Source organism: Bradyrhizobium sp. CCGUVB4N, from assembly GCF_024199945.1.
Classification (GTDB): domain Bacteria; phylum Pseudomonadota; class Alphaproteobacteria; order Rhizobiales; family Xanthobacteraceae; genus Bradyrhizobium.
Genome location: NZ_JANADP010000001.1, coordinates 263,224 through 288,655 on the forward strand (window position 1 = coordinate 263,224; position 25,432 = coordinate 288,655).

Genomic DNA, 25,432 nt, shown 5'->3' on the forward strand with positions numbered 1-25,432 from the left:
CTCCTCGTCGTCCCGGACAAGCGAAGCGCAGATCCGGGACCCATACGCCGCAGCAAGAGTTTTGCGAATATTCGGAGTCACCAGCTTCGCCCCGAACCACGCCCTGTGGTTATGGGTCCCGGCCCCCCGTGCGCAATTGCGCACTAGGCCGGGACGACAGCGAGAGTGTTGCGACGCTATCGCGTAAATCTCGCGCCGGTCTCAATCGATCTTCCGCGCCTCTTCCGGCAGCATGATCGGGATGCCGTCGCGGATCGGATAAGCGAGTTTTGCGGACCGCGAGATCAGCTCCTGCTTGGCCGCGTCGAATTCCAGCGGGCCCTTGGTCAGCGGGCAGACCAGGATCTCCAGCAGTTTGGGATCGACGCTGGCTTCGGGACGTTCGGTGGGCGTGTTCATCGTGGTCTCCGGCGATCGGCTGCCTGTAGCATAGAATAATTCGCCCGCCCATCGCGGGCTAGGCCGAGACCATCCGCTGGATCTCGTCGAGCAGGCCCTGCAGACGTGCGGCCGGCACCGGCGCAGCCGAGAGCGCGTAGCCCAAAAACGTCCAGTACAGGATCTGCGCGCGCGCCTGCGCGCTTGAGGCGGGGAATCCGCGTCGTTGCAGCAGGGCCTCGATATAGTCGAGCCTGCGGCGGTCGATGGCGCGGACGGCCGCCTGCGCCGCCGGATCGAACGCCGCCCAGTTGCGCACCGCGCGCTCCAGATCGAGCCGGGCGCCGAAGGTCCGGCGCAGCAGCGCCGTCAGCGGCTCGTCGCTGTCGGCCTCGACGCGCGCGATGATCTCCTCGGCGGCGATCTCGCGCCAGCGCTTCAGAACGGCCGCGTGGAACGCGCCGAGATCGGCAAAATGCCAGTAAAAGCTGCCGCGGGAGACGCCCATGGCTTTTGCCAATGGATCGGCCTTCAGCGCGGTAAAGCCGCTCCTGGTGAGTGCCTTGAGGCCCTGGCTGATCCAGTCGTCGGCGGAAAGCTGGTCGGTCATGTCGGGTTCCGAAGTCGGGCCATACACTAGTGTATTGACAGGCGGCAGGCCAGCCTCTATCTCACCATACACAGATGTATGGAGGCTTCGATGCGTGATCTCTTGCTCCAGTGCGCCGGAATCCTCGCCATCGTGGTGGCCGTCATCCATGGCGTCCTCGGCGAGACCAAGGTTTTCCCCCGCGCCACGATCGAGCCGCCGCGGCTCCGCACCCTGATCCGCCTGGTTTGGCAGGCTTCGACCGTCGCCTGGATCGGCTGCGGCGTGCTCCTGATCGCGACGCCCTGGATGGACTCCGCGCCGGCGCGCCGCTGGATCGTCCTCACCATGATCTGCGTGTTCGGCTTCTCCGCCTGCGCCAATGCATGGGCGACGCGTGGCCGGCATTTCGGCTGGATGGCGCTGAGCGTGGTCGTGGCGATGGCGGTGGCCGGCTACTGAGGGCGGTGCGGAATTGCAGCCCGTCGAATCCGTGAGACGTAAGGCCGCAGCGCGCCGCAAAACCCGCCCTGCCCTCGGACCGCGCTGATGTTTTGGCGACCGTTAGAATATCTCTAAGGCGTCGCGGCTCCGAACCCCGATTGACTTCACCCTCTCCTTTGTTTCCTTCGGGCGCGCTTCGCGCACACGACAGAGGAGGAGACATTCGTGAGAGTCATTCGTGTTCTTGCCATCGCACTGACGGTCGGGATCGGCATGGGGTCGACGGCGATGGCCGACGGTTTCAAGAACTGCACCAAGCTCGACAAGGCGTCGTGGAAGCCGGCGAGCGAAGCCGAAGCCAAGGCCAAGGCACTGGGCTACGAAGTGCGCCGCTCCAAGATCGAAGGCTCGTGCTATGAGGTCTACGGCGTCAAGGAAGGCAAGCTCTACGAGCTGTTCTACAGCCCGGAAGATCTCAGCCTGAAGCACACGATCGCCAAGTAGGCCTCTGCGCCAAAGGGTGGTCAAGGGTGGTCCCGGCTTGAACGACAAAGCGCTGCGAGAGACGCGCGGGGTGTCCGACCGACGCCCCGCGGATCGGACGGTGGCGGTCTGGGACCTTCCGCTGCGGCTCTGGCACTGGGCGCTCGCGGCCAGTGTCCTGGCCGCGTGGTTCACGCCCACCGTCTACGACAGCCTTCACCGCATCGTCGGCTACACCGTCATCGGGCTTTTGGCGTTCCGCCTGGTCTGGGGATTTTGGGGCAGCCGCTATGCGCGCTTTCGCATGATCGGCGTCAGGCTTCGCGCTGCGCCCAACTATCTCTGGAATCTGCGTCGCGGCATTACCGGCCGCTACATCGGGCTCAATCCCGCCGGCACGTTGATGCTGGTCGCGCTGCTGCTGTCGCTCACCGTCTCGGCGATCACGGGCGCCCTGTCGGTGACCGTCACCTTCTTCGGCGTCTGGTGGATCGAGGACACCCACGCTTACGCATCCGACGCCGCGATCGTCCTGGTCGTGCTGCACATCGTCGGCGTGGTCGCGATGGGCCTGCTTCAGCGCGAAAATCTGATCCGCGCGATGATCACGGGCCGCAAGCGCATCCGAAACCGTCCTTAGGCGGAACGCGCAGCGTTCGAACGGATACAGCCGCGGGCTCACTCACCCGCGTAGTTTCACGGAACTCGCACTCTCTCTTATCCGCACAACTACTGGCAACGGACGCCATTTGCCGCGCAACGTTTACCTCGCGATAGGCATGCAACTGGGCATTGCGGAAAATTAACGCAGAGCAAGTCCGACCGGATCAATTCTCGGTAGTATTGACGAGGGAGCGATATTGCATGTTCCGCGTTTTTAGCTGCCTGACGGCCGAGCACGATTGGCGGCTCGTTGTACTCGCTGGCCTGGTTTGCTTCGCTGCAAGCATTGTAGCCGTCAGCATCTTTCATCGTGCGATCGCGTCGCGCGCCTGGACGCGGCTGATCTGGATTGCGATCGCCGGTGCCGCCATCGGTTATGGAATCTGGGCCACGCATTTTGTCGCGATGCTCGCCTACGAACCCGGCGTCCCGACCGGCTACGGCCTCGTTCTGACAGCGCTGTCGCTCGCTGTGGCGATGATCCTGACGTCGGGCGGCTTCGGAGTTGCCGTCAACAACTCGGGCCGCTGGCGCGCAGCTGCCGGTGGCGGCATCATCGGCGCCGGTATCGCAAGCATGCACTATATCGGCATGTGGGCCCTCGAAGTGCCGGGTCATGTGACCTGGTCGCCGGGACTGGTGCTGGTCTCGATCGGCCTCGGCATGGTCCTGGGTTACGCGGCCCTCGCGGTCGCCATGGGCCGCAAGGGCAAGCGGGCGACCTTCGCCGCGGCGTTGCTGCTGACGCTCGCCATTGTGTCGCATCATTTCACGGCCATGGGAGCCGTGCAGATCGTTCCCGATCCGACGCTGGAAAACGATGCATTGTCGCTTTCGCCGGCCTTCCTTGCCGTTGCAATTGCGGGTGTGGCCCTGTCGGTGCTCGGGATGAGCTTCGTCGGCGTCCTGGCGGATCGTCGCCTTGCGACCCGAACCAGCAGGTTCAGGGAAATCATCAGCGAACTTTCGCGCGCCAGGCAACAGGTGGAAGACTCGCAACGGGAAATCCAGGACCAGAAACTCAGGCTGGATACGGCCATCAACAACATGGTCGAGGCGCTCTGCATGTTCGATGCGGAGAAGCGGCTGGTCGTCTGCAACGAGCGTTACGCCCGGCTCTATGGATTGCCGCCGGAGCTGCTGAAAACCGGGACCCCGCACGCCGACATCATCAGGCATCGCGTCGTGACCGGCATCCTCAAGGGTGAAGCCAGCGAAGGCGCCGCCGAGCAATTCACGACGAAACTGGCCGCGTTGCCGTTCGATGCAGTCTCGAGCAGGATAGATGAGTTCGCGGATGGTCGGTTGATCTGCGTGACGCGACAGCCGATGGCCGGCGGCGGGTGGGTGGCCACGCATCTCGATGTGACCGAGCAACGCCGGTCCGAGGCCAAGATCACCCATATGGCGCAACACGACGCGCTGACCGATCTGCCGAATCGCGTGCTGCTCAGGGAACGGATGGAGCATGCGATTGCGGTGACGCGCAACGGCGGCCTCGATCTGGCCGTGCTCATGCTCGACCTCGACCGCTTCAAGGAAGTCAACGACACCCTCGGGCATCCGGCGGGCGATGCGCTGCTGCGCGCCGTCGCTGCGCGTCTGCGCGACTGCGTCACGGAAACCGCGTTGATTGCCCGGCTGGGCGGCGATGAGTTCGCCGTGATCGATTACGTGACCAACCCGGTCGTCGAGGCCGCCGCCCTGGCCGAGAACATCAGGAAGGCGCTTTGCGAACCCTTCGATCTCGACGATCACCGCGTCACGGTGGGTACCAGCATCGGCATTGCCATCGCGCCGCGCGATGGCGACGATTCCGACGTGCTCATGAAGAGCGCGGATCTCGCCCTCTACTCGGCCAAGAGTGGTGGACGTGGCGCATTCCGCTTCTTCGAGCCGGAACTCGACGAGCTCATGCATGCGCGGCGCAACCTAGAGCGCGACATGCGGGATGCGCTCGCCGGCCGCGAATTCGAGCTGCACTACCAGCCGTTCGTCGATACCGCGACCGGCGAGATCCGCGGCTTCGAGGCCCTGCTGCGCTGGCATCACCCGCGGCGAGGCCTGGTCATGCCCGGCGAATTCATTCCGCTCGCGGAGGAGGCCGGCTTGATCGTGCCGCTAGGAGAATGGATCCTGAGGACCGCATGTCGCGAGGCGGCCAAATGGCCAGCCCATCTCCGGATCGCCATCAACCTGTCTCCGGCCCAATTCAGGAGCAACGAGCTTGTCCCGGTCATCGTCGGCGCACTGGCGGGTTCGGGAGTTGCGCCACACCGGCTCGAGCTCGAGGTGACCGAGACGGTCATCATGCACGACAGCGAAGCCGTCTTCGCAGCACTTGGCCAGCTGCGCGAGCTCGGCGTGCGCGTAGCCCTGGATGATTTCGGCACCGGCTATTCATCGCTGAGCTTTCTGCAGAGATTCCCGTTCGACAAGATCAAGGTCGACCGCAGCTTCGTCAACGAACTGTCCAGCGCAAGCGCGGACGCGCATCATCTCGCGCGGGCGGTCGTTCGCTTCGCGGTCAGCCTCGGCAAGACGACGACCGCCGAAGGCGTCGAAACGAAGGAGCAGCTCGATATTCTCCGCGAGGAAGGCTGTGCCGAAACCCAGGGCTATTATTTCAGCCGGCCGATGCCCGGATCCGGCGTCGCGAAAATCCTGAGGCGGGGTGCCAAGCGAGGTGACAAGGCAGCCGTCTGCGCGGCATGAACCCTCGTATCCCTTACTGCAACGGTGGATCGCCGCTGGTGCGTTTCTTGGCGAGGTCCATCTCGGTCACCGCGATCAAGATCTCGGCGCGGGTCTTCAAATCCAGTGCTTCCAGCATCGCCTGCTTCTCGGCGGGGCCGTAAGGCGACATCATCGCCAGCGCATTGACCAGCGCCTCGTTGGGCGCGCTCTCGACGCCCTCCCAGTCGACCTTGAGGTTATTGGCCTTCAAGAAATCCGCCAGCACCGTCAGCAACGCCTCGCGATCGACGTCGTCCTCGCCCTTGCGCGCGGTGAAGTCGTCGACGTAGGCGAAGAAGTCCACCTTGCACTGCCGGTAGGCGGTCAGCACCTCGAGCTCCTCGACCACCTTGAAGCGTGCGACGCCGGTAAGCTCGAGGATGTAGCGACCGTCGCCGGATTCGGCGAGCTGGGTGATGCGACCGACGCAGCCGACGCGGAACAGCGCCGGCCTGTCGGAATTTTTCGGCGAATGCGCCGCGTCCGGCTGGATCATGCCGATCAGGCGATGGCCATCGCGAAAACTGTCGTCGACCATCGCCAGATAGCGCGGCTCGAAGATGTTGAGCGGCATCTGGCCGCGCGGCAACAGCAGCGCGCCCGGCAACGGAAACACCGGGATGATTTCCGGAAGGTCGGCGGGGCCGCGATATTCGATGTTGATCGGCATCTGGTCCCCGCTGACGCGCTAATCCTATGAAAACAGGATCGTCGACAAGCGCTTGCGCCCCTCGACGGTCGCTTCGTCCGCACCGCCCCAGGCCTCGAAGAACTGCACCAGCTGCTTGCGGGCGCCGTCGTCGTTCCATTTGCGGTCGCGCTTGACGATCGCGAGCAGCTGCTCGGTGGCGGCGGCACGGTTGCCCTGCGCGTTCAGCGCGGTGGCGAGGTCGAAGCGGGCCTGATGATCGAGCGGGTTTGCGGCGACTTTCTGTTCCAGCTCAGTGATGGGCCCGAGCTGTTCCGCCTGTTCGGCGAGGTCGATCGCGGTCTGCACGGCCTTCACGGCCGGGTCGTTGCGCTTGGATTCCGGCACCATGGCCAGCGTCTGCTTGGCCTGCTCCATCGCACCGGAGCTGACGTAGCATTTGGCGAGGCCGGCAAGCGCTGCGATGTTGGTCGAATCGTATTGGAGCACCTCGGCGTAGATCTGGGCTGCGGCTGCGGCGTCGCCCTCGGCGAGAACGGCCTCGGCCTCCTGCAGGATCTCCGCGATGTTGGGCTCACCGGGCGCGGTCACGCCCTTGGTCACCTTTTCGATGAAGGCATTGATCTGGCTCTCCGGCACCGCGCCCATGAAGCCGTCGGCGGGCTGGCCGTTGACGAAGGCGATCACGGCCGGGATCGACTGGATGCCCATCTGGCCCGGAATCGCCGGATGCTGGTCGATGTTCATCTTGACCAGCTTGACCTTGCCCTTGGCCGCCTTGACGGCCTTTTCGAGCACGGGGGTGAGCTGCTTGCAGGGGCCGCACCACTCCGCCCAGAAGTCGATCAGCACCGGCTGGCGCTTCGATTCCTCGATGACGTCCTTCACGAAGGTCTGTGTGGTGGTGTCCTTGATCAGATCGGCTGCAGCCGGGCTCGCTCCGTTACCCTGGTCGATGATCGTCACGGGATCCCCTCGTCTGATGTCTGGAATGGCGGGTCTTTAGCACGTCGCCATCAGATATGCTTCGTTTCAGGCCCTAAAATTGGGCCGGGTCGGCCGAATTTCAATCCATCCGCGGCGATTCGGCAGTTCCGGGGCGTTTTGGGGTGATTCGGCGGGGTTCGGGTTCATATTTGGGCTCGGAAAGCGAATTGATGCCGCCGGTAGCTGTTGCATTCGCCGCCCGCTTTTGGCATACGACAGCCGTTGCCGGCGCGTCACGCGACCGACACAGGATGCGGGTGTAGCTCAGTGGTAGAGCACGACCTTGCCAAGGTCGGGGTCGAGGGTTCGAGCCCCTTCGCCCGCTCCAATTTTTCCCAGCGCATCCAGCCAAACCGGGTCGGGCCGTGGTTTTCCACGCCGCTGGCGGCTGGCTTGGGTCTCCCATGACAATTCTGGTCACCGGCAGCGCCGGCCACCTCGGCGAGGCCATCTTGCGGACGCTCCGGCATCGCGGGTCGTCTGCGCGCGGGCTCGACCTGAAAGCATCGCCTTTCACCGATGCCGTCGGCTCGATCGTCGATCCCGGCTTCGTCCGGGCGCAGATGGACGGCGTTACTGCCGTCATCCACACCGCAACGCTGCACAAGCCGCATGTGGCGACCCACAGCAAGCAGGCCCTTGTCGACACCAACGTCACTGGCACGCTCAATCTGCTCGAGGCGGCGGTCGCCGCCGGCGTGAAGAGCTTTGTCTTCACCAGCACCACCAGCGCGTTCGGCTCGCAGCTCAGGCCCGAGGCCGGGCAAGCCGCGGTGTGGGTCACCGAGGAGTTACCGGCGAGCCCGAAGAACATCTATGGCACCACAAAGCTGATGGCCGAAAATCTGTGCGAGCTGTTCTTTCGCGAACGTGGACTGCCGGTCGTCGTGCTGCGGACCTCGCGGTTCTTTCCGGAGGACGACGACGATCCCGCAATGCGGTCGGCCTACGAGCTGGACAACGCGCAAGCCAACGAGCTGCTCTATCGGCGGCTGGACATAGCGGACGCGGTCAGCGCCCATCTGCTCGCCGTGACGCGAGCGCCGGAGATCGGGTTCGCCCGCTATATCGTGCCGGCTACAACCCCCTTTGGACGGCACCATCTTGCGGCCCTCGCCCGTGACGCGGCCGGTGTCGTGCGCGAGCTCTACCCGGATTGCGCCCAGCTCTATGCGACGCGCGGCTGGCGGCTATTCCCCGAGATCGACCGCGTCTATGTCAACGCGCGCGCACGGCGCGAGCTGGGTTGGCATCCGGAGTTCGATTTTGCCCATGTGCTGCGCAGCCTGCGCGATGGCTCCGATGTCCGCAGCTCCCTGGCGCGCGAGGTGGGCTCGAAGGGCTATCACGACAGGCAGTTTGACGACGGGCCGTATCCTGTCGCCGGGTAGCTCTCGCCGTCACTCCAAACGGATCTGCACACCGCCGGCTCCGTTCAGCAGGCGCCTGAGGTGATATCCGGCCAGGCGATCGCCCGCGTTGTTTGCGACCAGCGCCGCGAAGGCCGGCAGGGCATCCGCCTCTTTTCCCTCCAGCTTGGCATAGGCTTTGAGATAGCCGGCGGTGTTCTCGGTCGCGAAGTCCGCGGCCGACATCGGCTCGAAAGCCTGGATGGGCTCGCTCCTGCCGCGCAGCATCAACTCGCCGATCGGCCGGCCATGGAATCGGTCCGCCCGGCCGGCGACGGCGCCGCTTGCGCAAATCCTGGTTCCCAGGAACTTGTTCGCAGCCTCCAGCCGCGCAACCGTGTTCATGGTGTCCCCGTGAGCGGTGTAGTCGAAGAACCTTTCTCCTCCGAAATTGCCAACGAGCGCCGTGCCGGCATGTACGCCGATGCGGGTCGATCCGAAATCGACGTCCCTTTGCTTCCAGCGCAACCTGAAATTCTCGGCCCAGCCATCGAGTGCATGCGCGCAGGAAATGGCACGCGTTGCGTAGTCCGCCTGGTCGGCCGGCGCGTTGAACAAGACCTGGATCGCGTCACCGACCACCTTCGCGACCGTGCCCTCATAGTTGAAGACGATCTCGGTCATGCCGAACATGTACTCGTTCAGCAAGTCGCCCAGAATCGAGGGCGGCATCTTCTCGACGAGAGACAGGAAGCCGGTGATGTCGGTGAAGATCACGCCGATCTCGCGAGAGTGCGCATTCATGCCGTCGCTTTCCGAGCCGCGGGCCAGGCGTGTGGCAAGCTGGGGAGAAAAATAGCGTGAAAGGGACGTGTGGGCGCGCTCGGCTTCCAATTGACGCCTGCGAATATCGCGCATCATGCCGACGTGACGTATTGTCTTTTTGAGCGTCAGCTCCAGGTCTTCGAGGTCGATCGGCTTGGTCACGAAGTCGAAGGCCCCACGGTTCATCGCACCGCGGATATTCTCCATGTCGCCATAGGCCGAAACGATGATCGTCGATTTCATGTCGTCCGCCTGCTGCAGTTTCTGCAGCGTGGACAGGCCGTCCAGCCGGGGCATGTTCAGGTCCAGCAGCACGACCTCGATTTGCGGATTTCCCTGCACGGACTGCAGCGCCTCCAACCCGTCATGGGCGAACAGGAAGCTGATCTGTCCATCGCCGATCTGCCGCTCGAAATGCTGAAGGATGACATCCTTCAGATCGGGCTCATCATCGACAACAAGAACTGTTGCGGTCATGGCAATTCCAATCCGGGCTTATTCGAGCTTTCCGCGGGGCAGGCGTACGATGAACTCACAGAAGTCGCCCGGCTCCGTCTCGACATCGATGGTGCCGCCGTGTTGCTTCACCACCACGTCATGCGAGATGGACAGGCCGAGGCCGGTCCCTTCGCCTGCGGGCTTGGTCGTGAAAAAGGGATCGAATATCTTGTCCCGGATCAGCGGCGAGATGCCGTCGCCGTTGTCGCGGATTCGCACCTCGACTGAATCGCCCAGATTGACGGTCTTGACGCTCAGCATCGGCTCAAAGTCTTCTCCCGAGCTGTCAGTCCGACGGTGGGTTGCGGCGTAAAAGCCGTTGGAGATCAGGTTGAGGAAGACGCGGGAAATCTCTTGCGGGTAGAGGTCGAGTTTCCCGGCGTCATCGTCGAGCTCGCGCTGCAGCTTCACGCTGAAGCCTGGTCGTTGCGCCCGTGCACCATGGAACGCCAGATTGAGCGTCTCATCCAGGAGGCCGTTGATCTCGATGGGGCGATGATCACCCGATCCGGAGCGCGAGTGCATCAGCATGTTGTTGACGATGCTGTCCGCCCGTTTGCCGTGCTGGACGATCTTCGCGAGATTGTTCTGGATGGTGATCGTCAGGCGATTGATGTCGACGACCGTCTTCGACGCCGTCGTGGCGTCGCCGAGAACGGCCATCAGCTCCGCTACCCGGTCGCTCGATAGCCGGGCGAAATTGTTGACGAAGTTCAGCGGATTCTTGATCTCGTGCGCGATGCCGGCGGTCAGCTGGCCGAGTGATGCCAGTTTCTCCGCTTGAATGAGCCGGTCTTGCGTGGCGCGCAGTTTTTCGAGTGATTGGGAAAGCTCCTGCGCCAGCTTCTTGTATTTTTCCTCGCTTTGGCGAAGCGCTTGCTCGGCTAGCACCTGATCCGTGACATCGGCGTGAGCGCCGACCAGGCGGACGGCCTTTCCGTTGTCGTCGCGTTCGATCTCCGTCTTCGCGAGAATCCACCGCGTCTCGCCGTCACAGGGCCGAATGATCCTGTACTGTATCGAGTAGCCCTCGACGTCGCCGTTGATGGCGTCGAGAAACGTGCCTTCGGCCCTGGATCGGTCCTCCGGATGGATGCGCCTCACCCAATCTTCGTGGGTTTCGGTGGCGGCTTCCGGCGGCAGGCCGTGGATGGCGAGGTATTCGGGCGAGCGACGATTGCGGAAGCCGGCGGTGAGATTGACCTCAAGGCCACCGATCTTTCCGATCTGCTGAACGCGAGCCAACTCCGCCTCGCGTGCCAACAGGGCCAGCGTCGCCCGATATTCCTGGGTCTCATCGCGGCAGACAACCAGCACGCCCTGGACAGTGTCTCCCTGCTCGATCGGGCTGAAACTGTAGGTCCAGTAGTGCTGCTGTGATCCGGCGAGGTCCGCCGGCATCAATCGATGTTCTCGCCAAACGCCGCCTTTGCCGCTCATGACGTGCTCGACGTCAGGACCGATAACCGACCAAAGAGCCCGCCAATAGGAGCGTCCGGATGTCCCGAGCGCCGGCTTTTGGAGTGCGTTCGCTGCGATCGCGGAGAAGGCGTCGTTGTAGAACTGGATCAGGTCCGGTCCCCACCAGACCAGCATCGGGTGATTGGTCGTCAGAAGGACTTTCAAAAAGATCCGCAGAGGTTCTGGCCAGCGATCAGGCGTGCCGAGCCTGGTGCTGGACCAATCGAATTGGCGCATGGCAGCGCCCATCTCTCCACCCCCGGCGAGACATGATTCCAGCAAATCTCCTGAATCCGACATTCTCATCGTCCAGGCAGGAAGGGGATCAGACCTCTCAATTCCCAGTCGATCGGGTGCAACGAAGGGAAGTGTTACCTTCTCAAGCTACTAAAACGCGAGTTGGTTGGAAACTCCGAAAGTCAAGTGCGGCCCCGCGGCAAGGCTAGCAGGGATCATCGATGCCATATGTGAACGGCTTCACTGCGTGGTGCCCGCATGCAGCTCGTGCGGCGCAGGCCGGGAAAGGGGATCACGACGCGCAATTTGACAACGAACCTGTCCCCCGCCAAACAGTCGCCGCTTTTGTCAAATCGCACGATGTTTCAGCTGCGTGGCTGGTGGCACCGCGCATCGTCCGGTCTCGACCGTTCTACTGTGCATGGGGTTGTTTTCGCGGTTCTGGATTGGTCGACCATTCTGCTGCCTGCAAATGAGGCGCACGTCATTGCGATTCCGCGTTGCAGCGAGATTGTTGTCGTTATCTCGTGCGTTCGAATGGAAGATCCGTCTCAATTTTTATTGAGCGCAACTGCAGTGCACGTGACGCGCTTTTCACCGTTCGCAGATGTGCTAACCTTTTTGCGTCTGCCACCTCGACAGACTCCAAACTTCGCCTCTCGAACTATCAGAACAAAATAATGTGCAGCCCTGACGGCTGCCTTAGGGGAGTGACGCGATGAAATCGATCATCCATCGATCCGTGTTGGCGCTTGCAGCGGTTGCCCTTCTTGCCGGGACCAGCGTTGTCAATGCACAACAAGACAAGGGCCGGGCCCTGAAGAAGTACGAATCCGGCACCAAGGAATTCTGGACCCATCCGCCGGATGACTGGTTCCTCGGCGACGAGACCGAGGCGCAGAAGGGCCTCGCGCCGCCCTCGGGTCCGCCGACCGGCGCCTCCGATGCCGAGCTCGCCAACATCATCAAGAAGGTGAAGCTGCCGGCGGGCTTCAAGATGGAGGTCTACGCCTCCGGCGTGCTGGCCGCGCGGCAGATGGCCTGGGGTGACAAGGGCACGCTGTTCGTCGGCTCGTTCGGCCTCGGCAACGTCTATGCCATCAAGGACAATGGCGGGAAGAAAGAGGTCAAGACCATCCTCAAGGGCCTGAACATGCCCACGGGTCTGGCCGTCAAGGACGGTGCGCTCTACGTCATCGCGGTCGACAAGCTGATCCGCTACGACGACATCGAGAACAAGCTCGACAATCCCGGCGAGGGCAAGGTCGTCTATGACGACATGCCGTCCTACGCCGCGCATGGCTGGAAGTATCTCGCGGCCGACAAGGACGGCTGGTTCTACATTCCGTTCGGACCTCCCTTCAACGTCGGCATTCCCCCGACCAGCGTCTCGCAGATCCGGCGCGTCGATCCCAAGACCGGCAATGCCGAGATCGTGGCGCTCGGCGTCCGCAACTCGGTCGGCGGCGACGTCGATCCGCGAACCGGAAAATACTGGTTCACCGAGAACGCCCGTGACTGGGTCAGCGACGATCTGCCGTCAGACAAGCTGAACATGGTCTCGAAGATGGGCGAGCACTTCGGCTATCCCTACTGCCACCAGGGCGACCTTCCCGATCCGAAGTTCGCCATGGGCCACAAATGCTCCGAGTTCACGCCGCCCGTGCTGAACCTCGGCGCCCACGTCGCTCCGCTCGGCATGAAGTTCTATACCGGCGACCAGTTCCCCGCCGAATACAAGAACAACATCTTTATCGCCGAGCACGGCTCCTGGAATCGTCACAAGTACCAGGGCGGCAACATCACGCGCGTGATCGTCGGACCCGACGGCAAGAATGCCAAGAAGGAGGTGTTCGCCTCCGGCTGGATCGAGGGTGACCAGGGCTATCTCGGCCGCCCCGATGACATCATCCTCGCCAAGGACGGTTCGATCCTCGTCGCCGACGATTGGGCCGGCGCGATCTATCGCATCAGCTACAGCAAGAAGTAGCGTACGACGACACGAGGCTGCGGTGGCCGGGAGGCGCCGCAGCCTCTTTCATTTCAACTTCGATGTCGTTCCGGAATGCGTGCCAGCGCAACTCCGGAACTCATACCCTCGACTGGGGGTTATGGATTCCGGGCGCGAGCTTCGCGCCCCCCGGAATGACGCAGTCGACAGATCGGAATTCCATCATGCGCCGGCAGATCATCTCGCACGCAATCAGCGCGGCTGCGCTCCTCACGCTTGGCGCCCTCTCTGCAAGCGCCGCCGACAATACCGCGGTCCAGGAGAAGGCTGCCGTCTGCTCCGGCTGCCACGGCGAGAACGGCATCTCGCAGACCGAGAACATTCCCTCGCTGGCCGGTCAGCCCGATCAATTCCTGCAATGGCAGCTCGTGTTCTTCCGCGCCGGCTCGCGCAAGAACGAGCAGATGCAGCCGATCGCCCAGGAGATCACCAACGAGGATATCCGCAGCCTCGGCGCCTATTTCGCGGCGATGACGCCGCCGAAGGCCGCGGAGGACAAGGATCCGGACCTCTCGAAGAAGGGCGCGCAGGTCGCGGTCGGCCGCCGCTGCGCCTCATGTCACACGGACAGCTTTGCCGGCACCAAGGCCGTCGCGCGGCTTGCGGGTCAGCGCGAGGAATATCTCGTCAAGGCGCTGCAAGACTACAAGAGCAGCCAGCGCGTCGGCGGCGGCGGCGCCGCGATGGCCGACGTCGCCTATCACATGAGCGAAGAGGAAATCACCGCGGTCTCGCACTATCTCGCGTATTTCAAATAGCGCCGCGGTGCTGTTGCGACAAGTCCAGCTGTCGTCCCGGCGTAGGCCGGGACCCATACCGCGTGACCCATCCGAGATTGGAAGTATGAGTACCGCGGAAAGCTGAACAACTATCGGTCTTCGCCAAACCGCACCCTGTGGTTACGGGTCCCGGCTTTCGCCGGGACGACCACGGAGTGTGCGGTTGGTAAACTACCCGGCCCGCTGCTTCTCATACGCCTTCAGATGCGTGTACGCGATGCGCAGCTTCGGCACCGGGACCTTGGCGGCATCTGCGCGTGCGATGAGGTCGCCGATCACGTGGTCGGCCTCGACCGGAAAGCCTCCCTTGATGTCGCGGAACATCGAGGCCGTCATCGGCGAGCCCTCGGTGGTGAGATTGCCCTTCACACGCTCGAAGAACGGTCCGCCCGGCGTGTAGCCCGACGCGGTGGCGATCGAGCTGGTTTCGTCGAGCATGCCGAGCAAAAAGTCGCGACCGCCAGGCGCGGCGAGGATGTTGCCGACGGAGGTGCGCATCAGGCTGGTGGAAGCTGCGAGCGACGACAGGAACACCCACTTCTCCCACATGTCCTGCATGATGTTCTGGCTGGCGGTGGCGCCGACAATGCCGCTCTTGAAGGCTTCGTCGATCGCCTTGACGCGGTCCGACGGCTTGCCGTCGCGCTCACCGTAGCTGATCGCCTGCATCGGCTGCAGCTGCACCACTTCGCGCTTCTCGTTCAATGTCGCGGCAATGGCGCAGAGACCGCCGAGCACGCGTTCCTTGCCGAACTTGGCATCGAGCGTGTCGAGATGCTTCATGCCGTTGAGCATCGGGATGATCGCGGTATTCGGACCGACTGCGGCCGCGAATGACTTGATGGCATCGTCGAGGTCGAACGCCTTGCAGCTCAGCAGCACGACGTCGAATTTTTCCTTGAGCGCGTCGGCCTGCACGGTCGGCGGGTTCTTCAAGGTCACGTCGCCATTCGGGCTCTTGATGACGAGGCCGTCGCTCGCGAGCTCGCCGGCGCGCTTGGGGCGGACCAGGAAGGTGACGTCGCGGCCGGCCTGCAACAGCCTGCCACCAAAATAGCCGCCGATGGCGCCGGCGCCGACCACGAGGATACGCATGGGAAAGTCCTTATTGTTGCTATTGGCGGTCTATCTATAATCGCCCTTGCCCGCGAAGCGAAGCAATCCAGAATGGTGCCGCGATCACATTCTGTCGCTGGAGATGTGGTGACTACGTCTCCAGCACCATCTCCTCGACCTCGCGCAGCTGCTCCTTGCCGAAGAACATCTCGTTGCCGACGAAGAAGGTCGGCGAGCCGAATGCGCCGCGCGCGACCGCTTCCTCGGTATTCTTGATCAGCTTGCCTTTCACCTCCGGCTCCTGGGCGCGGGCGAACAGCTTCTGGGCATCGAGACCCGAGGACGCCAGCGCCTTCGCGGCCACTTCAGGATCGTCCATCTTCTTCGGCTCGCGCCACATGTGGTGGAAGGCGGCGTCGACATATGTCTCGAACACGCCCTCGAGCTGCGCCGCGATCGCGGTGCGCATCAGGTTCAGCGTGTTGACGGGAAAGTTGGGATTGAAGACGTAAGGCTGGACCTTGAATCGCTTCAGGAAGCGCTCGGTCTCGACCTGCTGGAATTCGCGCTTGTTCTTGATGCCGGCGAGCGTCTCGGCCGGCGACTTGTTGTTGGTCGACTTGAAAATGCCGCCGAGCAGGATCGGCACATATTCGAATTTGACGCCGATGCGGCTTTCGATCGCCGGGATCGCCAGATGGCTGAGATAGGCGTTCGGGCTGCCGAAATCGAACAGGAATTGCGGGGCTGTGCGGGTCAAAATCGTTCTCCCTGACGTCACTTTTCATCCATTGTGGCGCAGGGCGCGCCACAGGTCCACCGTTTAATGATGGTCATAATATCTTGATGGTCAGATCAGGCGCTGGATCGCCTTCTTGCGCCACACCAGGAGGTAATAGCCCATCTGCAAAACGAACATGGCGCAGAACACTATCGGATAGGCGGCCCACACGCCCTCGAGGCCGATGGTGCGGCTCAGGATCACCGCCGCCGGCAGCTCGATCGCGACGATGGCTGATATCGACAACAGCATCGGCGTCAACGCCACGCCCGCCGCGCGCATCGCGCCGGAAAACGTGGTCGCAAGGCCGAACGGCACCGAACTCCACAAGGCGACGAAGAGCAACCCCTTCGCCAGATCGAGCACGGCGCCGTCCGTGATGAAGATACCGAGCACGGCGCGCGGCGCCAGATAGATCAACGCCACGAGCCCGCCAGTCAGCACGAGGTTGAACGTCAGCCCGGTGCGGACGATGCCGTCGAGCCGCGCCCGGTCGCCGCCGCCGATGGCTTGCGCGCCGAGGATCGAGACGGCGATCGAAATCGACATTGCCGTGAACTGCGTGTAGCCCATCACCTGGTTGACCGCACCGTAAGCCGCGGTCGCGTCCGAACCGAAGCCGTTGACGAGGCCGAGCAGAACCAGCTCGGCGATCGCCATCACCACCATGCCGACCGCACTGGGTAATCCGATGCCGAGGACTTGCCCGATCACGGCGCGATTGAGCCGCACCTGTCGCAGCAGTGAGAAATCCGGCGCGAGCGCGTGCTTCTTCCGCAGCAGATAGGCCGCGAGCGCGAGCAGCGTCACTGTATTGGAGATCGCGGCCGCCCAGGCCGGGCTGGTGATGCCGAACGCCGGCAGTCCGAAAGCGCCGCGGATCAGCATCGGCGTCAGGATCAGCCCGATCGCCGTCGACAATGCCAGCGCCAGCAGCGGCGTCACTGCGTCGCCGACGCCGCGGATCATCGCCGTCATCAGCAGGAAGGTGAAGCCGAGCGGCATCGTCAGCAGCATGATGCGCGCATAGCGGCTGGCCTCGTCGAGAATGTCCGCGGGCGTTGCGAGCAGCATCATCAGCTGCCGGCTGAACAGGCCGCCGGTCAGTCCCACCGATATTGAGAGCAGCAGGCCGACGGCGAGCGTCGTGCCGACCACGATCTTGATTCTGTCGTGCTTACCCGCACCATAGGCCTGGCCGATCAGCACGGTGGCGCCGGTGCTCAGGCCCATGACGAAGGCGAACAGGAAGAAGAACACCGGGAAGAACACCGAGACCGCCGCGAGCGCGTTCACGCCGATCATCTGGCCGAGATAGACATTGCTGACGGTGCCGAACAGCGATTGCAACGCGTTGCTCAGCATCAACGGTGCGAGAAAGCGCAGGAAGTGTTTCCAGAGCGGTGTCGGAGCGGACATGGATGGGCCTTTCATCAGGGCGAGCGAAGCCGTTGCCGCGCGAAGCACGCGCGGCCCAGCCGTCGATGGGGTTGTTGGAGAGCGCCGCGCGGTTTACGCGCGGTCGCTGTAGGCGAGTTTGACGATGTGGTCGCGGATGTCGGTCGGCCAGTCGGCGATCAGTCCGGTGAAGCGCCGCCGGTCATCTGCGAACAGTGCGCGCGAGGCTTCCTCGAACTGCGCGAGATTGCCGGCCATGGTCGACATGAAGTGATAGGCCGCATCGCGCGCCTGCCGCTCCCGATCCTTGTCGCCGCTCGCGCGTCGCGCCTCGTCGACGAGTTTTCGCAGCGCGACCGAAGCACCGCCCGGCTGCGCGCCGAGCCACTCCCAGTGTCGCGGCAGCAGTGTCACCTCGCGCGCGACCACGCCGAGCTTCGGCCGGCCGCGCCCGCGCGGCTCGGTCGGTGGTGCATCTTCCTCGACCGGCGGCGGGATCAGCCTCGCCAGGCGCGCCAGCACCTCGCGGTCGCCGCCGCGCAGATCGAAGTCGATCGATCGGCCGGTGGCGTCCTCGAAGATGATGATCGGCTCGTCCGGCCGCGGCGCCACCCGCTTGACGACCAGCGCGACCTCTCCTGCCGGCCCGGACACCAGACGACGCGGTCCCTGGAAAGCGGTGAAAATCTTCTGCATTGAAATCATTGCCATATTGACGATCTTGGGCGATTTAATACCCGGGTAAATTGCGAAGGTCAATATACCCGGATGAAAATACCCATCCGGATGGCTCGACATTGCGGTCCCGGGCTGGCACCTACGCGACCGACCGACCACGCTTAAGCCCCGAGGATCTCGCGATGCTGACCGTCCACCACCTCAACAATTCGCGTTCGCAGCGGGTGCTGTGGTTGCTCGAGGAGTTGGGCGTCCCCTACGAGATCGTGCGTTATCAGCGCCAGCCCGACATGCGTGCGCCGAAAGAGCTGCGGGCGATCCATCCGCTCGGCAAGTCGCCGGTCATCACCGACAACGGCAACACCATCGCCGAGTCCGGCGCGATCATCGAATATCTCATCGCGACCTACGGCAACGGCCGCCTGATCCCGCCGCAGAATACGCCGGAGCGGCTGCGCTTCACCTATTGGCTGCACTATGCGGAAGGGTCAGCGATGTCGCCGCTGTTGTTGAAGCTGCTGTTCACGCTGATGCCGAAGCGCGCGCCGGCGCTGCTTCGTCCGCTGGTGCGCAAGGTCTCGAACCAGGCGCTCACCGCGCTGGTCAATCCGCAGCTCAAGCAGCACATGGATTATTGGGAAGGCGAGCTCGGCAAGAGCGAATGGTTCGCCGGCAGCGAGTTTACCGCGGCCGACATCCAGATGAGCTTTCCGCTGGAAGCAGCCCAAGCCCGCGGCGGGCTCGAGCAGGGCCATCCCAAGGCGATGGCGTTCCTGGAGCGCATCCATGCGCGGCCGGCTTACGCGCGTGCCCTCGAGAAGGGCGGGCCGTACCAGGTGGGGCGGTAAGCTTCCTCACCGCCCCGCGATGATCCGTCAGTCCGCGTGGAGCACGCGCCCGCGCGTCTCCGGCAGCGCGAAGGCGGCGATGAAGAACAGCGCGTAAGCCACCACCGCGAAGATCGCGATCGCGTTGGCGAGCGATGTCGATGCCGACAGCGCGCCGACGAGGAACGGAAACAGCGCGCCGATGCCGCGGCCGAAATTGTAGCAAAAGCCCTGGCCCGAGCCGCGCAACCGCGTCGGATAGAGCTCGGTCAGGAACGCGCCGACGCCCGAGAAATAGCCCGAGGCGAAGAAGCCGAGCGGGAAGCCGAGCACCCACAGGATCTCGTTGGTGAGCGGCAGCTGCGTATAGAGCAGCACGATCGCCATCGCGCCGATCGAGAAGATGAGGAACAGGTTGCGTCGCCCGATCCGGTCGGCGAGCCAGGCGCCGACGAGATAGCCGATGAAAGAGCCGATGATCAGCGTCGAGAGATAGCCGGTGGAGCCGACGATCGACAGATGCCGTTCCTTGGTCAGAAACTGCGGCACCCAGAAGGTGATCGCGTAGTAGCCGCCCTGACAGCCCGTCGCCGCGAGCGACGCCAGGATCGTGGTCTTCAGGATCGGGCCCGAAAAGATCTCCCAGAGCGCGGGGCGGTCGCCGGCCGCGGCCTGCTTCGCGCGGGCCTCCGCCGCGATCTCGGGTTCGGTGACGGAGCGGCGGATGTAGAACACCAGCAGCGCCGGCAGCGCGCCGATCACGAACATCCAGCGCCACGCCGTCTCCGCCGGCATCAGTGAGAACAGGATCGCCTGCGACAGCACGGCAAGGCCCCAGCCGACCGCCCAGCCCGATTGCACCGAGCCTACCGCGCGTCCGCGATATTGCGGCCGGATCGCTTCGCCCATCAGCACGGCGCCTGCCGCCCATTCGCCGCCGAAGCCGAGACCAAGCACCGCGCGCGCGATCAACAGCTGTTCGAAATTCTGCACGACCGCGCAGACCAGAGAGAAGAACGAGAACCAGATGATGGTGATCTGGAGCGTCCTGACCCGCCCGATATGATCGGAGAGGTAACCGCCGAGCCAGCCGCCGATGGCGGACGCCAGCAGTGTCACCGTGCCGGCAAGACCGGCTGAGGCCGCATCGACCTTCCACAGTGCGATGATGGTGCCGATCACCAGCGGATAGATCATGAAGTCCATGCCGTCGAGCGCCCAGCCCGCAGCGCAGGCCCAGAACGTCCTTCGCTCCGGCGCGTTCATGTCGCGATAGAAGGCGAGAAGGCTGGTGTCCTCGATCTCGGCGCGTTCGATGCGCCCAGTCGGATCGGCTGTGGTCATGTGCGTTTCCCCGGCAAATTCGTTTGGCCGGGCGGTGGTAGCACGCGCGGCGGCCGGCGCAAGCCGGCGCGCGCGGTCGTGCCATGCAGGGACGGGGTTGCAGGGGCAGGGTTACTGTCCTGCCGCTTCCGCGCCGCGCGTGCGTGGATCGGGTGCCCCGAAGGGGCCGTTCGGCGTTATCGCAATCGAATTGGCCGAGGTCTGTCCCATCGGCTCGACGATGAGATGATCCATCGCCTTCAGCTCGAACAGCACATCGTCGGGAAAGCCGCGCTCGATGCGCACCTCGTCCGGCAGCCATTGATGATGCAGCCGCGGTGCGGCGACGGCGGCGGCGACGTCCATCTTGTAGTCGAGCACGTTCACGATCACCTGGAGTACGGTCGAGATGATGCGGCTGCCGCCGGGCGAGCCGGTCACCAGCACCGGCTTGCCGTCCTTCAGCACGATGGTCGGCGACATCGAGGACAGCGGCCGCTTGCCGGGCCCGGGCAGATTTGGCTCGTAGCCGACGAGGCCATAGGCGTTGGAGGCGCCGACGGCGGCGGTGAAATCGTCGAGCTCGTTGTTGAGCAGCACGCCGGTGCCATCGGCGACGAGTCCAACGCCGTAGCTGAAGTTGAGCGTGTAGGTGTTGCTGACGGCGTTGCCGCTGCTGTCGACGACGGAGAAATGCGTGGTGTTGCTGCCTTCACGCGGTGCGGGCGGAGCGGAAACGATCTCCTTCGACGGCGTCGCGCGATCGGTCGAAAGGCTCGCACGCAGTTTGGCCGCATAGTTCTTCGCGGTAAGCGTTTCGATCGGTGCATTGACGAAGGCAGGATCGCCGAGATAGCGCGCACGATCGGCATAGGCGCGCTTCATCGCTTCGATCAACAGATGCAGCGATGCCGGCGAGCCCTGTTTCAGATCCGGGAGCTGAAAGCCTTCGAGGATGTTGAGCGATTCCACCAGCACGACGCCGCCTGACGACGGCAGCGGCATCGAGACGATGTCGTAGCCGCGATAAGTGCCGCGCACCGGCGAACGGATCACGGCCTGATAGGCCTTCAGATCGGCTGGGGTCATGATGCCGCCGGCGTCGGACACGGCCTTGGCGAGTTTCTCCGCTACGGGGCCCTCGTAGAAGCCGCGTGGTCCCTGCGCTGCGACACTCGCCAGCGTGTCGGCGAGATCGCTCTGCACCAGCCTGTCGCCTTCGCCAAACGGCTTGCCATCCGGCTTTGCGAAAATTTTCGTTGAGGACGGCCAGCGTGCCAGCCGCGGGTACCAGCCCGGCAGGGTATCGGCGATGTCATCGGTGACGATGAATCCGTCGCGGGCGAGCGCGATCGCGGGTTCGAGCAATTGCGCCAGCGTGAACTTGCCCGAGCCGTACTTCTCGAGCGCCAAAGCGAGGCCGGCGACCGTGCCGGGCACGCCGATGCCAAGTCCGGAGTCGCGCGACTTGGCGGGATCAGGCTTGCCGTCGGCTCCAAGAAAGATCTGCGCCGTGGTCGCCGCCGGCGCGGTCTCGCGGTAGTCGATCGCGATGTCCTCGTTGCGTTCGGCGGAATGGATCACCATGAAGCCGCCGCCGCCGATATTTCCGGCGCGCGGGTAAGTCACCGCCATTGCAAAGCCGGTAGCGACGGCCGCGTCGACGGCATTGCCGCCACGCCGCAGGATGTCGGCGCCGACTTGCGCGGATATCTTCTCCTGCGCCACCACCATGCCGTGTTCGGCGGGAACGGCATGCACCGTGTCGAGCGCGGGCGGGACATAAGCCCGTCGCGCATCCTGCGCGGTCGCCGATGCAAGACCAAACGCCAGAGTGGCGATGACAGCGAAAAACGTCCGGCGTGTCGAAAATAGTGACATCATCAAATTTCCGCGGGGCCTTCAGGCCAATTCAAAGGTGTCGCTGTAATGCTATACGGTTTGCGCTAAGAGAGACAAAACTGTTTGTGATGGGGACTGCTTGATGACGACGATCGCCCCGGGGGCGCGCATGGCCGGCGCCTCGCGGACCTATCCGCCGCGCGCCGCTGTCGTCAGCTGGATCTTCTTCGATTGGGCCGCGCAGCCTTATTTCACGCTGATCACGACCTTCGTGTTCGCACCTTATTTTGCCACCAGCATCGCGCCGGATCCCGCCACGGGTCAATCGCTCTGGGGGTTTGCGATGGCAGCAGCTGGCATGGCGATCGCGCTGCTATCACCCGTGCTTGGTGCCATCGCGGATGCCGCCGGCCGCCGCAAGCCGTGGATCGCCGCGTTCGGCGCAGTGCTCGTGCTGGCCTCCTGCGCGCTGTGGATCGGCAAGCCCGGCAATCACGCCATCATTCCGCCGCTGCTGATCGCGGTCGCGCTGGCCAGTGTCGGCGCGGAGTTCGCCACCGTCTTCAACAATGCGATGATGCCGACCCTGGTGCCGCCGGAGCGCATCGGCCGTCTCTCCGGCACGGGCTGGGCCACGGGCTATATCGGCGGCATCGTCAGCCTGATCATCGTGCTCGGTTTCCTCGCGGCCAATCCGGAGACTGGCCGCACGCTGCTCGGCTTCACGCCGCTGTTCGGGCTCGATCCCGCCACCCACGAGGGCGATCGTGCCGCGGGACCGTTGACCGGGCTGTGGTTCATCGTCTTTGTGACGCCGATGTTCCTGTTCACGCCGGATTATCCGGCGAAGCGCCCGGTGCGCGAGGCGCTGCATGAAGGCCTGGCGGATCTGAAGCGATCGCTGAAGGATCTGCCGAAGCAGAAATCGCTCGCGGCGTTTCTGCTCGCCAACATGATCTATACCGACGGTCTGGTGTCGCTGTTCGCGTTCGGGGGCATCTATGCCGCAGGCACCTTCGGCTGGCACACGATCCAGATCGGCACCTTCGGCATCATCCTCGCCGTTGCCGGCACCTTCGGTGCGTGGCTCGGCGGCAAGCTCGACGACTTCCTCGGGCCGAAGCGCGTCATTGCCGGCAGCTTGCTGATCCTGCTGCTCGCGGTCGCGGCGATCCTGCTGGTCGACAAGGACAGCGTGCTGTTCGTCAAGGTCGCGCCGCCGGTCCCGGGCGGTCCGATGTTCGCCGCCGCCGCCGAGCGTGCCTATATCGTGCTGGGCTGCCTGATCGGCGCAGCCGGCGGCCCGCTTCAGGCGGCGTCACGCACGCTCCTGATCCATCTCGCGCCGAAGGATCGCATCGCGCAGTATTTTGGTCTGTTCGCGCTGACCGGAAAAGTGACGTCCTTCATCGGACCGCTGCTGATCGGCGTGATCACCGCGGCCACCGCGAGCCAGAAGGCCGGCATGGCCGTGCTGGTGGTGTTCTTCGTGACAGGGTTTGCGCTGCTGATGCGGGTGCGGGAGTCCTAGCTCCTCTCTTGCCCCATTCTCCGCTGTCGTCCCGGCGAAGGCCGGGACCCATAGCCACAGTGAGAAGTTTGACGCGAGAGCCCCACTCCGAGTCTTCGCCAAACGCCTCTTCGGGGGTATGGGTCCCGGATCAGCGCTCCGCTTCGCTGCGCTTGTCCGGGACGACGTGTGGCGAGATCAGTATCAGTGCCTGAAATGCCGGGTGCCCGTGAACACCATGGCGATGCCGTGCTCGTCGGCGGCCTTGATCACCTCGTCATCGCGCATCGAACCGCCGGGCTGCACCACGGCGGTGGCGCCGGCTTCGATGCAGGCCAGCATGCCGTCGGCGAACGGGAAGAATGCATCCGACGCGACGACCGAATCCTTGGTCAACGGCTCGGCGAGCTTCAGCTCGTTGGCCGCATCCTGCGCCTTGCGAGCGGCGATCCGCGCGGAATCCACGCGGCTCATCTGGCCCGCGCCGATACCGACGGTGGCGAGATCCTTGGCGTAGATGATGGTGTTCGACTTGACGTGTTTTGCGACCCGGAATGCGAACTTGAGGTCACGCATCTCGGCATCGCTCGGGGCACGCTTGGTCACGACCTTGAAGGTCATGTCGTCGACCACGGCGTTGTCGCGGCTCTGGACGAGCAGACCGCCTGCGACGGTTTTTGCGGTGAGACCGGCGGTGCGCGGATCGGGCAGGCTGCCGGCGAGCAGCAGGCGAAGATTCTTCTTCCCGCCGATGATGGCGATCGCTTCCTCGCTGGCATCAGGCGCGATGATCACCTCGGTGAAGATCTTCGTGATCTCGCGCGCGGTATCGGCATCGAGCGCGCGGTTCATCGCGATGATGCCGCCGAAGGCCGAAGTCGAATCGCAGGCCAGCGCCTTGCGATAGGCGTCGACGAGGTTCGCGCCTTCGGCGACGCCGCAGGGATTGGCGTGCTTGACGATGACGCAGGCCGCAGTGCGCTTGGCGTCGAACTCGCCGATGCATTCATAGGCCGCATCGGTGTCGTTGATGTTGTTGTAGGAGAGCTCCTTGCCCTGCAGCTGCCGCGCGGTCGAAACGCCGGGGCGCTTGTCGGGCGTCGCGTAGAACGCGGCGGTCTGGTGCGGGTTCTCACCGTAGCGCAGCGACTGGATCAGCTTGCCGCCGAAGGCGCGGAAATCGGGCGCGTCGATTTCGAGCTGGCGGTTGAACCAGTTCGAGATCGCAGCATCGTAAGCCGCGGTGCGCGCATAGGCCTTTGCGGCAAGCCGCCGGCGCAGCTTGAGCGTCGTTGTGCCCTTGTTGGCGGCGAGCTCGTCGAGCACGGCCTTGTAATCGTCCGCTTCGACCACGACGGCGACGTCGTCATGATTCTTGGCGGCGGCGCGGATCATCGCGGGGCCACCGATGTCGATGTTCTCGATGCAATCCTCGAAGCCCGCGCCTTTGTCGACGGTCGCTTCGAAAGGATAGAGGTTGACGACGAGCAGGTCGATCGGCGCGATGCCGTGCGCCTTCATCGCCTCGGCATGTTCCTTGTTGTCGCGGATCGCAAGCAGGCCGCCATGCACTTTCGGATGCAGCGTCTTGACGCGGCCGTCCATCATCTCGGGGAAACCGGTGAGGTCGGAGACGTCCTTCACCTTGAGGCCGGCCGCGGCGATCGCTTTCGCCGTGCCGCCGGTCGAGACCAGCTCGACATCATGCGCGGCAAGCGCCTTGGCGAATTCGATCAGGCCGGTCTTGTCGGAGACGGAGAGAAGGGCGCGGGTGACGCGGCGGGGATGGTCAGTCATGAGCAAGATCCTCTGTCTTAAGGAGTGTCTATGCCCAGGCGCGCGGCGGATATGTGTCGCGCTTCCCGATGGTGCTCCATCCAAGGTCGCCAGTCGCGCGAACGAGCGCTCGATAGCAGTTTTCGAGGCCC

The 25,432-nt window shown here is 64.0% G+C and carries 23 protein-coding genes, 1 tRNA gene and 1 riboswitch; of the genes, 11 read left to right on the forward strand and 13 right to left on the reverse strand.

Going from position 1 to position 25,432, the window contains the following annotated elements:
* Positions 1-201: 201 nt before the first annotated feature.
* On the reverse strand, positions 202-399 hold the full coding sequence (locus NLM31_RS01215) for a Trm112 family protein (protein WP_166811546.1): 198 nt from the start codon (positions 397-399) through the stop codon (positions 202-204).
* A 58-nt stretch (positions 400-457) separates the two neighbouring features.
* Entirely contained in the window at positions 458-988 is a 531-nt protein-coding gene (locus tag NLM31_RS01220; RefSeq protein WP_254191224.1) for a TetR/AcrR family transcriptional regulator, read from the reverse strand.
* A 90-nt stretch (positions 989-1,078) separates the two neighbouring features.
* On the opposite strand from NLM31_RS01220, the gene NLM31_RS01225 reads away from it, so the two are divergent.
* From NLM31_RS01225 to NLM31_RS01240, 4 genes are all read left to right on the forward strand, one after another.
* Positions 1,079-1,429 carry a hypothetical protein gene (locus NLM31_RS01225; protein WP_254127410.1) on the forward strand — a complete coding sequence of 117 codons (351 nt, stop codon included), beginning with the start codon at positions 1,079-1,081 and terminating at the stop codon, positions 1,427-1,429.
* Positions 1,430-1,636: 207 nt separating this feature from the next.
* Entirely contained in the window at positions 1,637-1,915 is a 279-nt protein-coding gene (locus tag NLM31_RS01230) for a PepSY domain-containing protein (protein WP_254127411.1), read from the forward strand.
* 70 nt (positions 1,916-1,985) lie between these two features.
* Positions 1,986-2,534 (forward strand): cytochrome b/b6 domain-containing protein, encoded by a 549-nt coding sequence (locus NLM31_RS01235; protein ID WP_375143511.1) that lies wholly within the window; start codon positions 1,986-1,988, stop codon positions 2,532-2,534.
* Between the two features lie 224 nt (positions 2,535-2,758).
* A complete protein-coding gene (locus tag NLM31_RS01240; RefSeq protein WP_254191225.1) occupies positions 2,759-5,272 on the forward strand; it encodes an EAL domain-containing protein in 2,514 nt (837 codons plus the stop codon).
* Between the two features lie 13 nt (positions 5,273-5,285).
* On the opposite strand, the gene NLM31_RS01245 is transcribed toward NLM31_RS01240, so the two are convergent.
* Both NLM31_RS01245 and trxA read right to left on the reverse strand, forming a co-directional pair.
* Positions 5,286-5,963, reverse strand: coding sequence for an LON peptidase substrate-binding domain-containing protein (locus NLM31_RS01245; protein WP_254191226.1), 678 nt, complete (start codon positions 5,961-5,963; stop codon positions 5,286-5,288).
* Between the two features lie 24 nt (positions 5,964-5,987).
* On the reverse strand, positions 5,988-6,908 hold the full coding sequence (gene trxA, locus NLM31_RS01250) for a thioredoxin (RefSeq protein WP_254191227.1): 921 nt from the start codon (positions 6,906-6,908) through the stop codon (positions 5,988-5,990).
* A 274-nt stretch (positions 6,909-7,182) separates the two neighbouring features.
* On the opposite strand from trxA, the gene NLM31_RS01255 reads away from it, so the two are divergent.
* Both NLM31_RS01255 and NLM31_RS01260 read left to right on the forward strand, forming a co-directional pair.
* A tRNA-Gly gene (locus tag NLM31_RS01255) sits at positions 7,183-7,257 on the forward strand.
* Positions 7,258-7,333: 76 nt separating this feature from the next.
* Entirely contained in the window at positions 7,334-8,320 is a 987-nt protein-coding gene (locus tag NLM31_RS01260; RefSeq protein ID WP_254191228.1) for an NAD(P)-dependent oxidoreductase, read from the forward strand.
* A gap of 9 nt (positions 8,321-8,329) precedes the next feature.
* On the opposite strand, the gene NLM31_RS01265 is transcribed toward NLM31_RS01260, so the two are convergent.
* Both NLM31_RS01265 and NLM31_RS01270 read right to left on the reverse strand, forming a co-directional pair.
* Positions 8,330-9,580, reverse strand: coding sequence for an adenylate/guanylate cyclase domain-containing response regulator (locus NLM31_RS01265; protein WP_254191229.1), 1,251 nt, complete (start codon positions 9,578-9,580; stop codon positions 8,330-8,332).
* Positions 9,581-9,598: 18 nt separating this feature from the next.
* Positions 9,599-11,299: an ATP-binding protein gene (locus tag NLM31_RS01270; protein WP_309143665.1), complete on the reverse strand. Its 1,701-nt coding sequence runs from the start codon at positions 11,297-11,299 to the stop codon at positions 9,599-9,601.
* A 258-nt stretch (positions 11,300-11,557) separates the two neighbouring features.
* On the opposite strand from NLM31_RS01270, the gene NLM31_RS01280 reads away from it, so the two are divergent.
* The 3 genes from NLM31_RS01280 to NLM31_RS01290 all read left to right on the forward strand — a co-directional run bounded on the left by NLM31_RS01280 (position 11,558) and on the right by NLM31_RS01290 (position 14,068).
* The gene (locus NLM31_RS01280; RefSeq protein WP_254191230.1) at positions 11,558-11,980 is read left to right on the forward strand and encodes a hypothetical protein; all 423 of its coding nucleotides are present in this window, start codon (positions 11,558-11,560) and stop codon (positions 11,978-11,980) included.
* Positions 11,981-12,017: 37 nt separating this feature from the next.
* The gene (locus NLM31_RS01285) at positions 12,018-13,289 is read left to right on the forward strand and encodes a sorbosone dehydrogenase family protein (RefSeq protein WP_254127455.1); all 1,272 of its coding nucleotides are present in this window, start codon (positions 12,018-12,020) and stop codon (positions 13,287-13,289) included.
* 185 nt (positions 13,290-13,474) lie between these two features.
* On the forward strand, positions 13,475-14,068 hold the full coding sequence (locus NLM31_RS01290; RefSeq protein WP_254191231.1) for a c-type cytochrome: 594 nt from the start codon (positions 13,475-13,477) through the stop codon (positions 14,066-14,068).
* A 192-nt stretch (positions 14,069-14,260) separates the two neighbouring features.
* On the opposite strand, the gene panE is transcribed toward NLM31_RS01290, so the two are convergent.
* The 4 genes from panE to NLM31_RS01310 all read right to left on the reverse strand — a co-directional run bounded on the left by panE (position 14,261) and on the right by NLM31_RS01310 (position 18,035).
* Positions 14,261-15,184, reverse strand: coding sequence for a 2-dehydropantoate 2-reductase (panE, locus tag NLM31_RS01295; protein ID WP_254191232.1), 924 nt, complete (start codon positions 15,182-15,184; stop codon positions 14,261-14,263).
* Positions 15,185-15,296: 112 nt separating this feature from the next.
* The gene (locus NLM31_RS01300) at positions 15,297-15,905 is read right to left on the reverse strand and encodes a 2-hydroxychromene-2-carboxylate isomerase (protein WP_254191233.1); all 609 of its coding nucleotides are present in this window, start codon (positions 15,903-15,905) and stop codon (positions 15,297-15,299) included.
* Between the two features lie 90 nt (positions 15,906-15,995).
* A complete protein-coding gene (locus NLM31_RS01305; protein ID WP_254191234.1) occupies positions 15,996-17,345 on the reverse strand; it encodes an MATE family efflux transporter in 1,350 nt (449 codons plus the stop codon).
* Positions 17,346-17,438: 93 nt separating this feature from the next.
* Positions 17,439-18,035, reverse strand: coding sequence for a DUF2239 family protein (locus NLM31_RS01310; RefSeq protein WP_254191235.1), 597 nt, complete (start codon positions 18,033-18,035; stop codon positions 17,439-17,441).
* 149 nt (positions 18,036-18,184) lie between these two features.
* Between NLM31_RS01310 and NLM31_RS01315 the strand changes: the two genes are divergently transcribed.
* Positions 18,185-18,850 carry a glutathione S-transferase family protein gene (locus NLM31_RS01315; protein ID WP_254127461.1) on the forward strand — a complete coding sequence of 222 codons (666 nt, stop codon included), beginning with the start codon at positions 18,185-18,187 and terminating at the stop codon, positions 18,848-18,850.
* Between the two features lie 27 nt (positions 18,851-18,877).
* Here NLM31_RS01315 and NLM31_RS01320 read toward each other — a convergent pair whose 3' ends face one another.
* Together NLM31_RS01320 and ggt are read right to left on the reverse strand one after the other, a co-directional pair.
* A complete protein-coding gene (locus NLM31_RS01320) occupies positions 18,878-20,173 on the reverse strand; it encodes an MFS transporter (RefSeq protein WP_254127462.1) in 1,296 nt (431 codons plus the stop codon).
* A gap of 111 nt (positions 20,174-20,284) precedes the next feature.
* Complete coding sequence (ggt, locus tag NLM31_RS01325; protein WP_254127463.1) at positions 20,285-22,036, reverse strand: gamma-glutamyltransferase; 1,752 nt, start codon at positions 22,034-22,036, stop codon at positions 20,285-20,287.
* Between the two features lie 100 nt (positions 22,037-22,136).
* Between ggt and NLM31_RS01330 the strand changes: the two genes are divergently transcribed.
* Complete coding sequence (locus NLM31_RS01330) at positions 22,137-23,525, forward strand: MFS transporter (RefSeq protein ID WP_254191236.1); 1,389 nt, start codon at positions 22,137-22,139, stop codon at positions 23,523-23,525.
* Positions 23,526-23,708: 183 nt separating this feature from the next.
* Here the strand turns inward: NLM31_RS01330 and purH are convergent, their stop codons facing one another.
* Positions 23,709-25,301, reverse strand: a complete 1,593-nt coding sequence (gene purH / locus NLM31_RS01335) for a bifunctional phosphoribosylaminoimidazolecarboxamide formyltransferase/IMP cyclohydrolase (protein WP_254127465.1) — start codon at positions 25,299-25,301, stop codon at positions 23,709-23,711.
* A 25-nt stretch (positions 25,302-25,326) separates the two neighbouring features.
* A riboswitch (ZMP/ZTP riboswitch) is annotated at positions 25,327-25,408 on the reverse strand.
* Positions 25,409-25,432 lie beyond the last annotated feature (24 nt).

Excerpts from the sequence above, each read along its gene's own strand:
- NLM31_RS01330 (WP_254191236.1), top strand. The coding sequence starts at position 22,137 with ATGACGACGATCGCCCCGGGGGCGCGCATGGCCGGCGCCTCGCGGACC.
- NLM31_RS01215 (WP_166811546.1), bottom strand. The coding sequence starts at position 399 with ATGAACACGCCCACCGAACGTCCCGAAGCCAGCGTCGATCCCAAACTG.
- NLM31_RS01310 (WP_254191235.1), bottom strand. The coding sequence starts at position 18,035 with ATGGCAATGATTTCAATGCAGAAGATTTTCACCGCTTTCCAGGGACCG.
- NLM31_RS01280 (WP_254191230.1), top strand. The coding sequence starts at position 11,558 with ATGCAGCTCGTGCGGCGCAGGCCGGGAAAGGGGATCACGACGCGCAAT.
- NLM31_RS01220 (WP_254191224.1), bottom strand. The coding sequence starts at position 988 with ATGACCGACCAGCTTTCCGCCGACGACTGGATCAGCCAGGGCCTCAAG.
- purH (WP_254127465.1), bottom strand. The coding sequence starts at position 25,301 with ATGACTGACCATCCCCGCCGCGTCACCCGCGCCCTTCTCTCCGTCTCC.
- NLM31_RS01245 (WP_254191226.1), bottom strand. The coding sequence starts at position 5,963 with ATGCCGATCAACATCGAATATCGCGGCCCCGCCGACCTTCCGGAAATC.
- panE (WP_254191232.1), bottom strand. The coding sequence starts at position 15,184 with ATGCGTATCCTCGTGGTCGGCGCCGGCGCCATCGGCGGCTATTTTGGT.
- NLM31_RS01260 (WP_254191228.1), top strand. The coding sequence starts at position 7,334 with ATGACAATTCTGGTCACCGGCAGCGCCGGCCACCTCGGCGAGGCCATC.
- NLM31_RS01265 (WP_254191229.1), bottom strand. The coding sequence starts at position 9,580 with ATGACCGCAACAGTTCTTGTTGTCGATGATGAGCCCGATCTGAAGGAT.
- NLM31_RS01305 (WP_254191234.1), bottom strand. The coding sequence starts at position 17,345 with ATGTCCGCTCCGACACCGCTCTGGAAACACTTCCTGCGCTTTCTCGCA.
- NLM31_RS01285 (WP_254127455.1), top strand. The coding sequence starts at position 12,018 with ATGAAATCGATCATCCATCGATCCGTGTTGGCGCTTGCAGCGGTTGCC.
- NLM31_RS01270 (WP_309143665.1), bottom strand. The coding sequence starts at position 11,299 with ATGCGCCAATTCGATTGGTCCAGCACCAGGCTCGGCACGCCTGATCGC.
- NLM31_RS01320 (WP_254127462.1), bottom strand. The coding sequence starts at position 20,173 with ATGACCACAGCCGATCCGACTGGGCGCATCGAACGCGCCGAGATCGAG.
- NLM31_RS01225 (WP_254127410.1), top strand. The coding sequence starts at position 1,079 with ATGCGTGATCTCTTGCTCCAGTGCGCCGGAATCCTCGCCATCGTGGTG.
- NLM31_RS01315 (WP_254127461.1), top strand. The coding sequence starts at position 18,185 with ATGCTGACCGTCCACCACCTCAACAATTCGCGTTCGCAGCGGGTGCTG.
- NLM31_RS01240 (WP_254191225.1), top strand. The coding sequence starts at position 2,759 with ATGTTCCGCGTTTTTAGCTGCCTGACGGCCGAGCACGATTGGCGGCTC.
- NLM31_RS01290 (WP_254191231.1), top strand. The coding sequence starts at position 13,475 with ATGCGCCGGCAGATCATCTCGCACGCAATCAGCGCGGCTGCGCTCCTC.
- ggt (WP_254127463.1), bottom strand. The coding sequence starts at position 22,036 with ATGATGTCACTATTTTCGACACGCCGGACGTTTTTCGCTGTCATCGCC.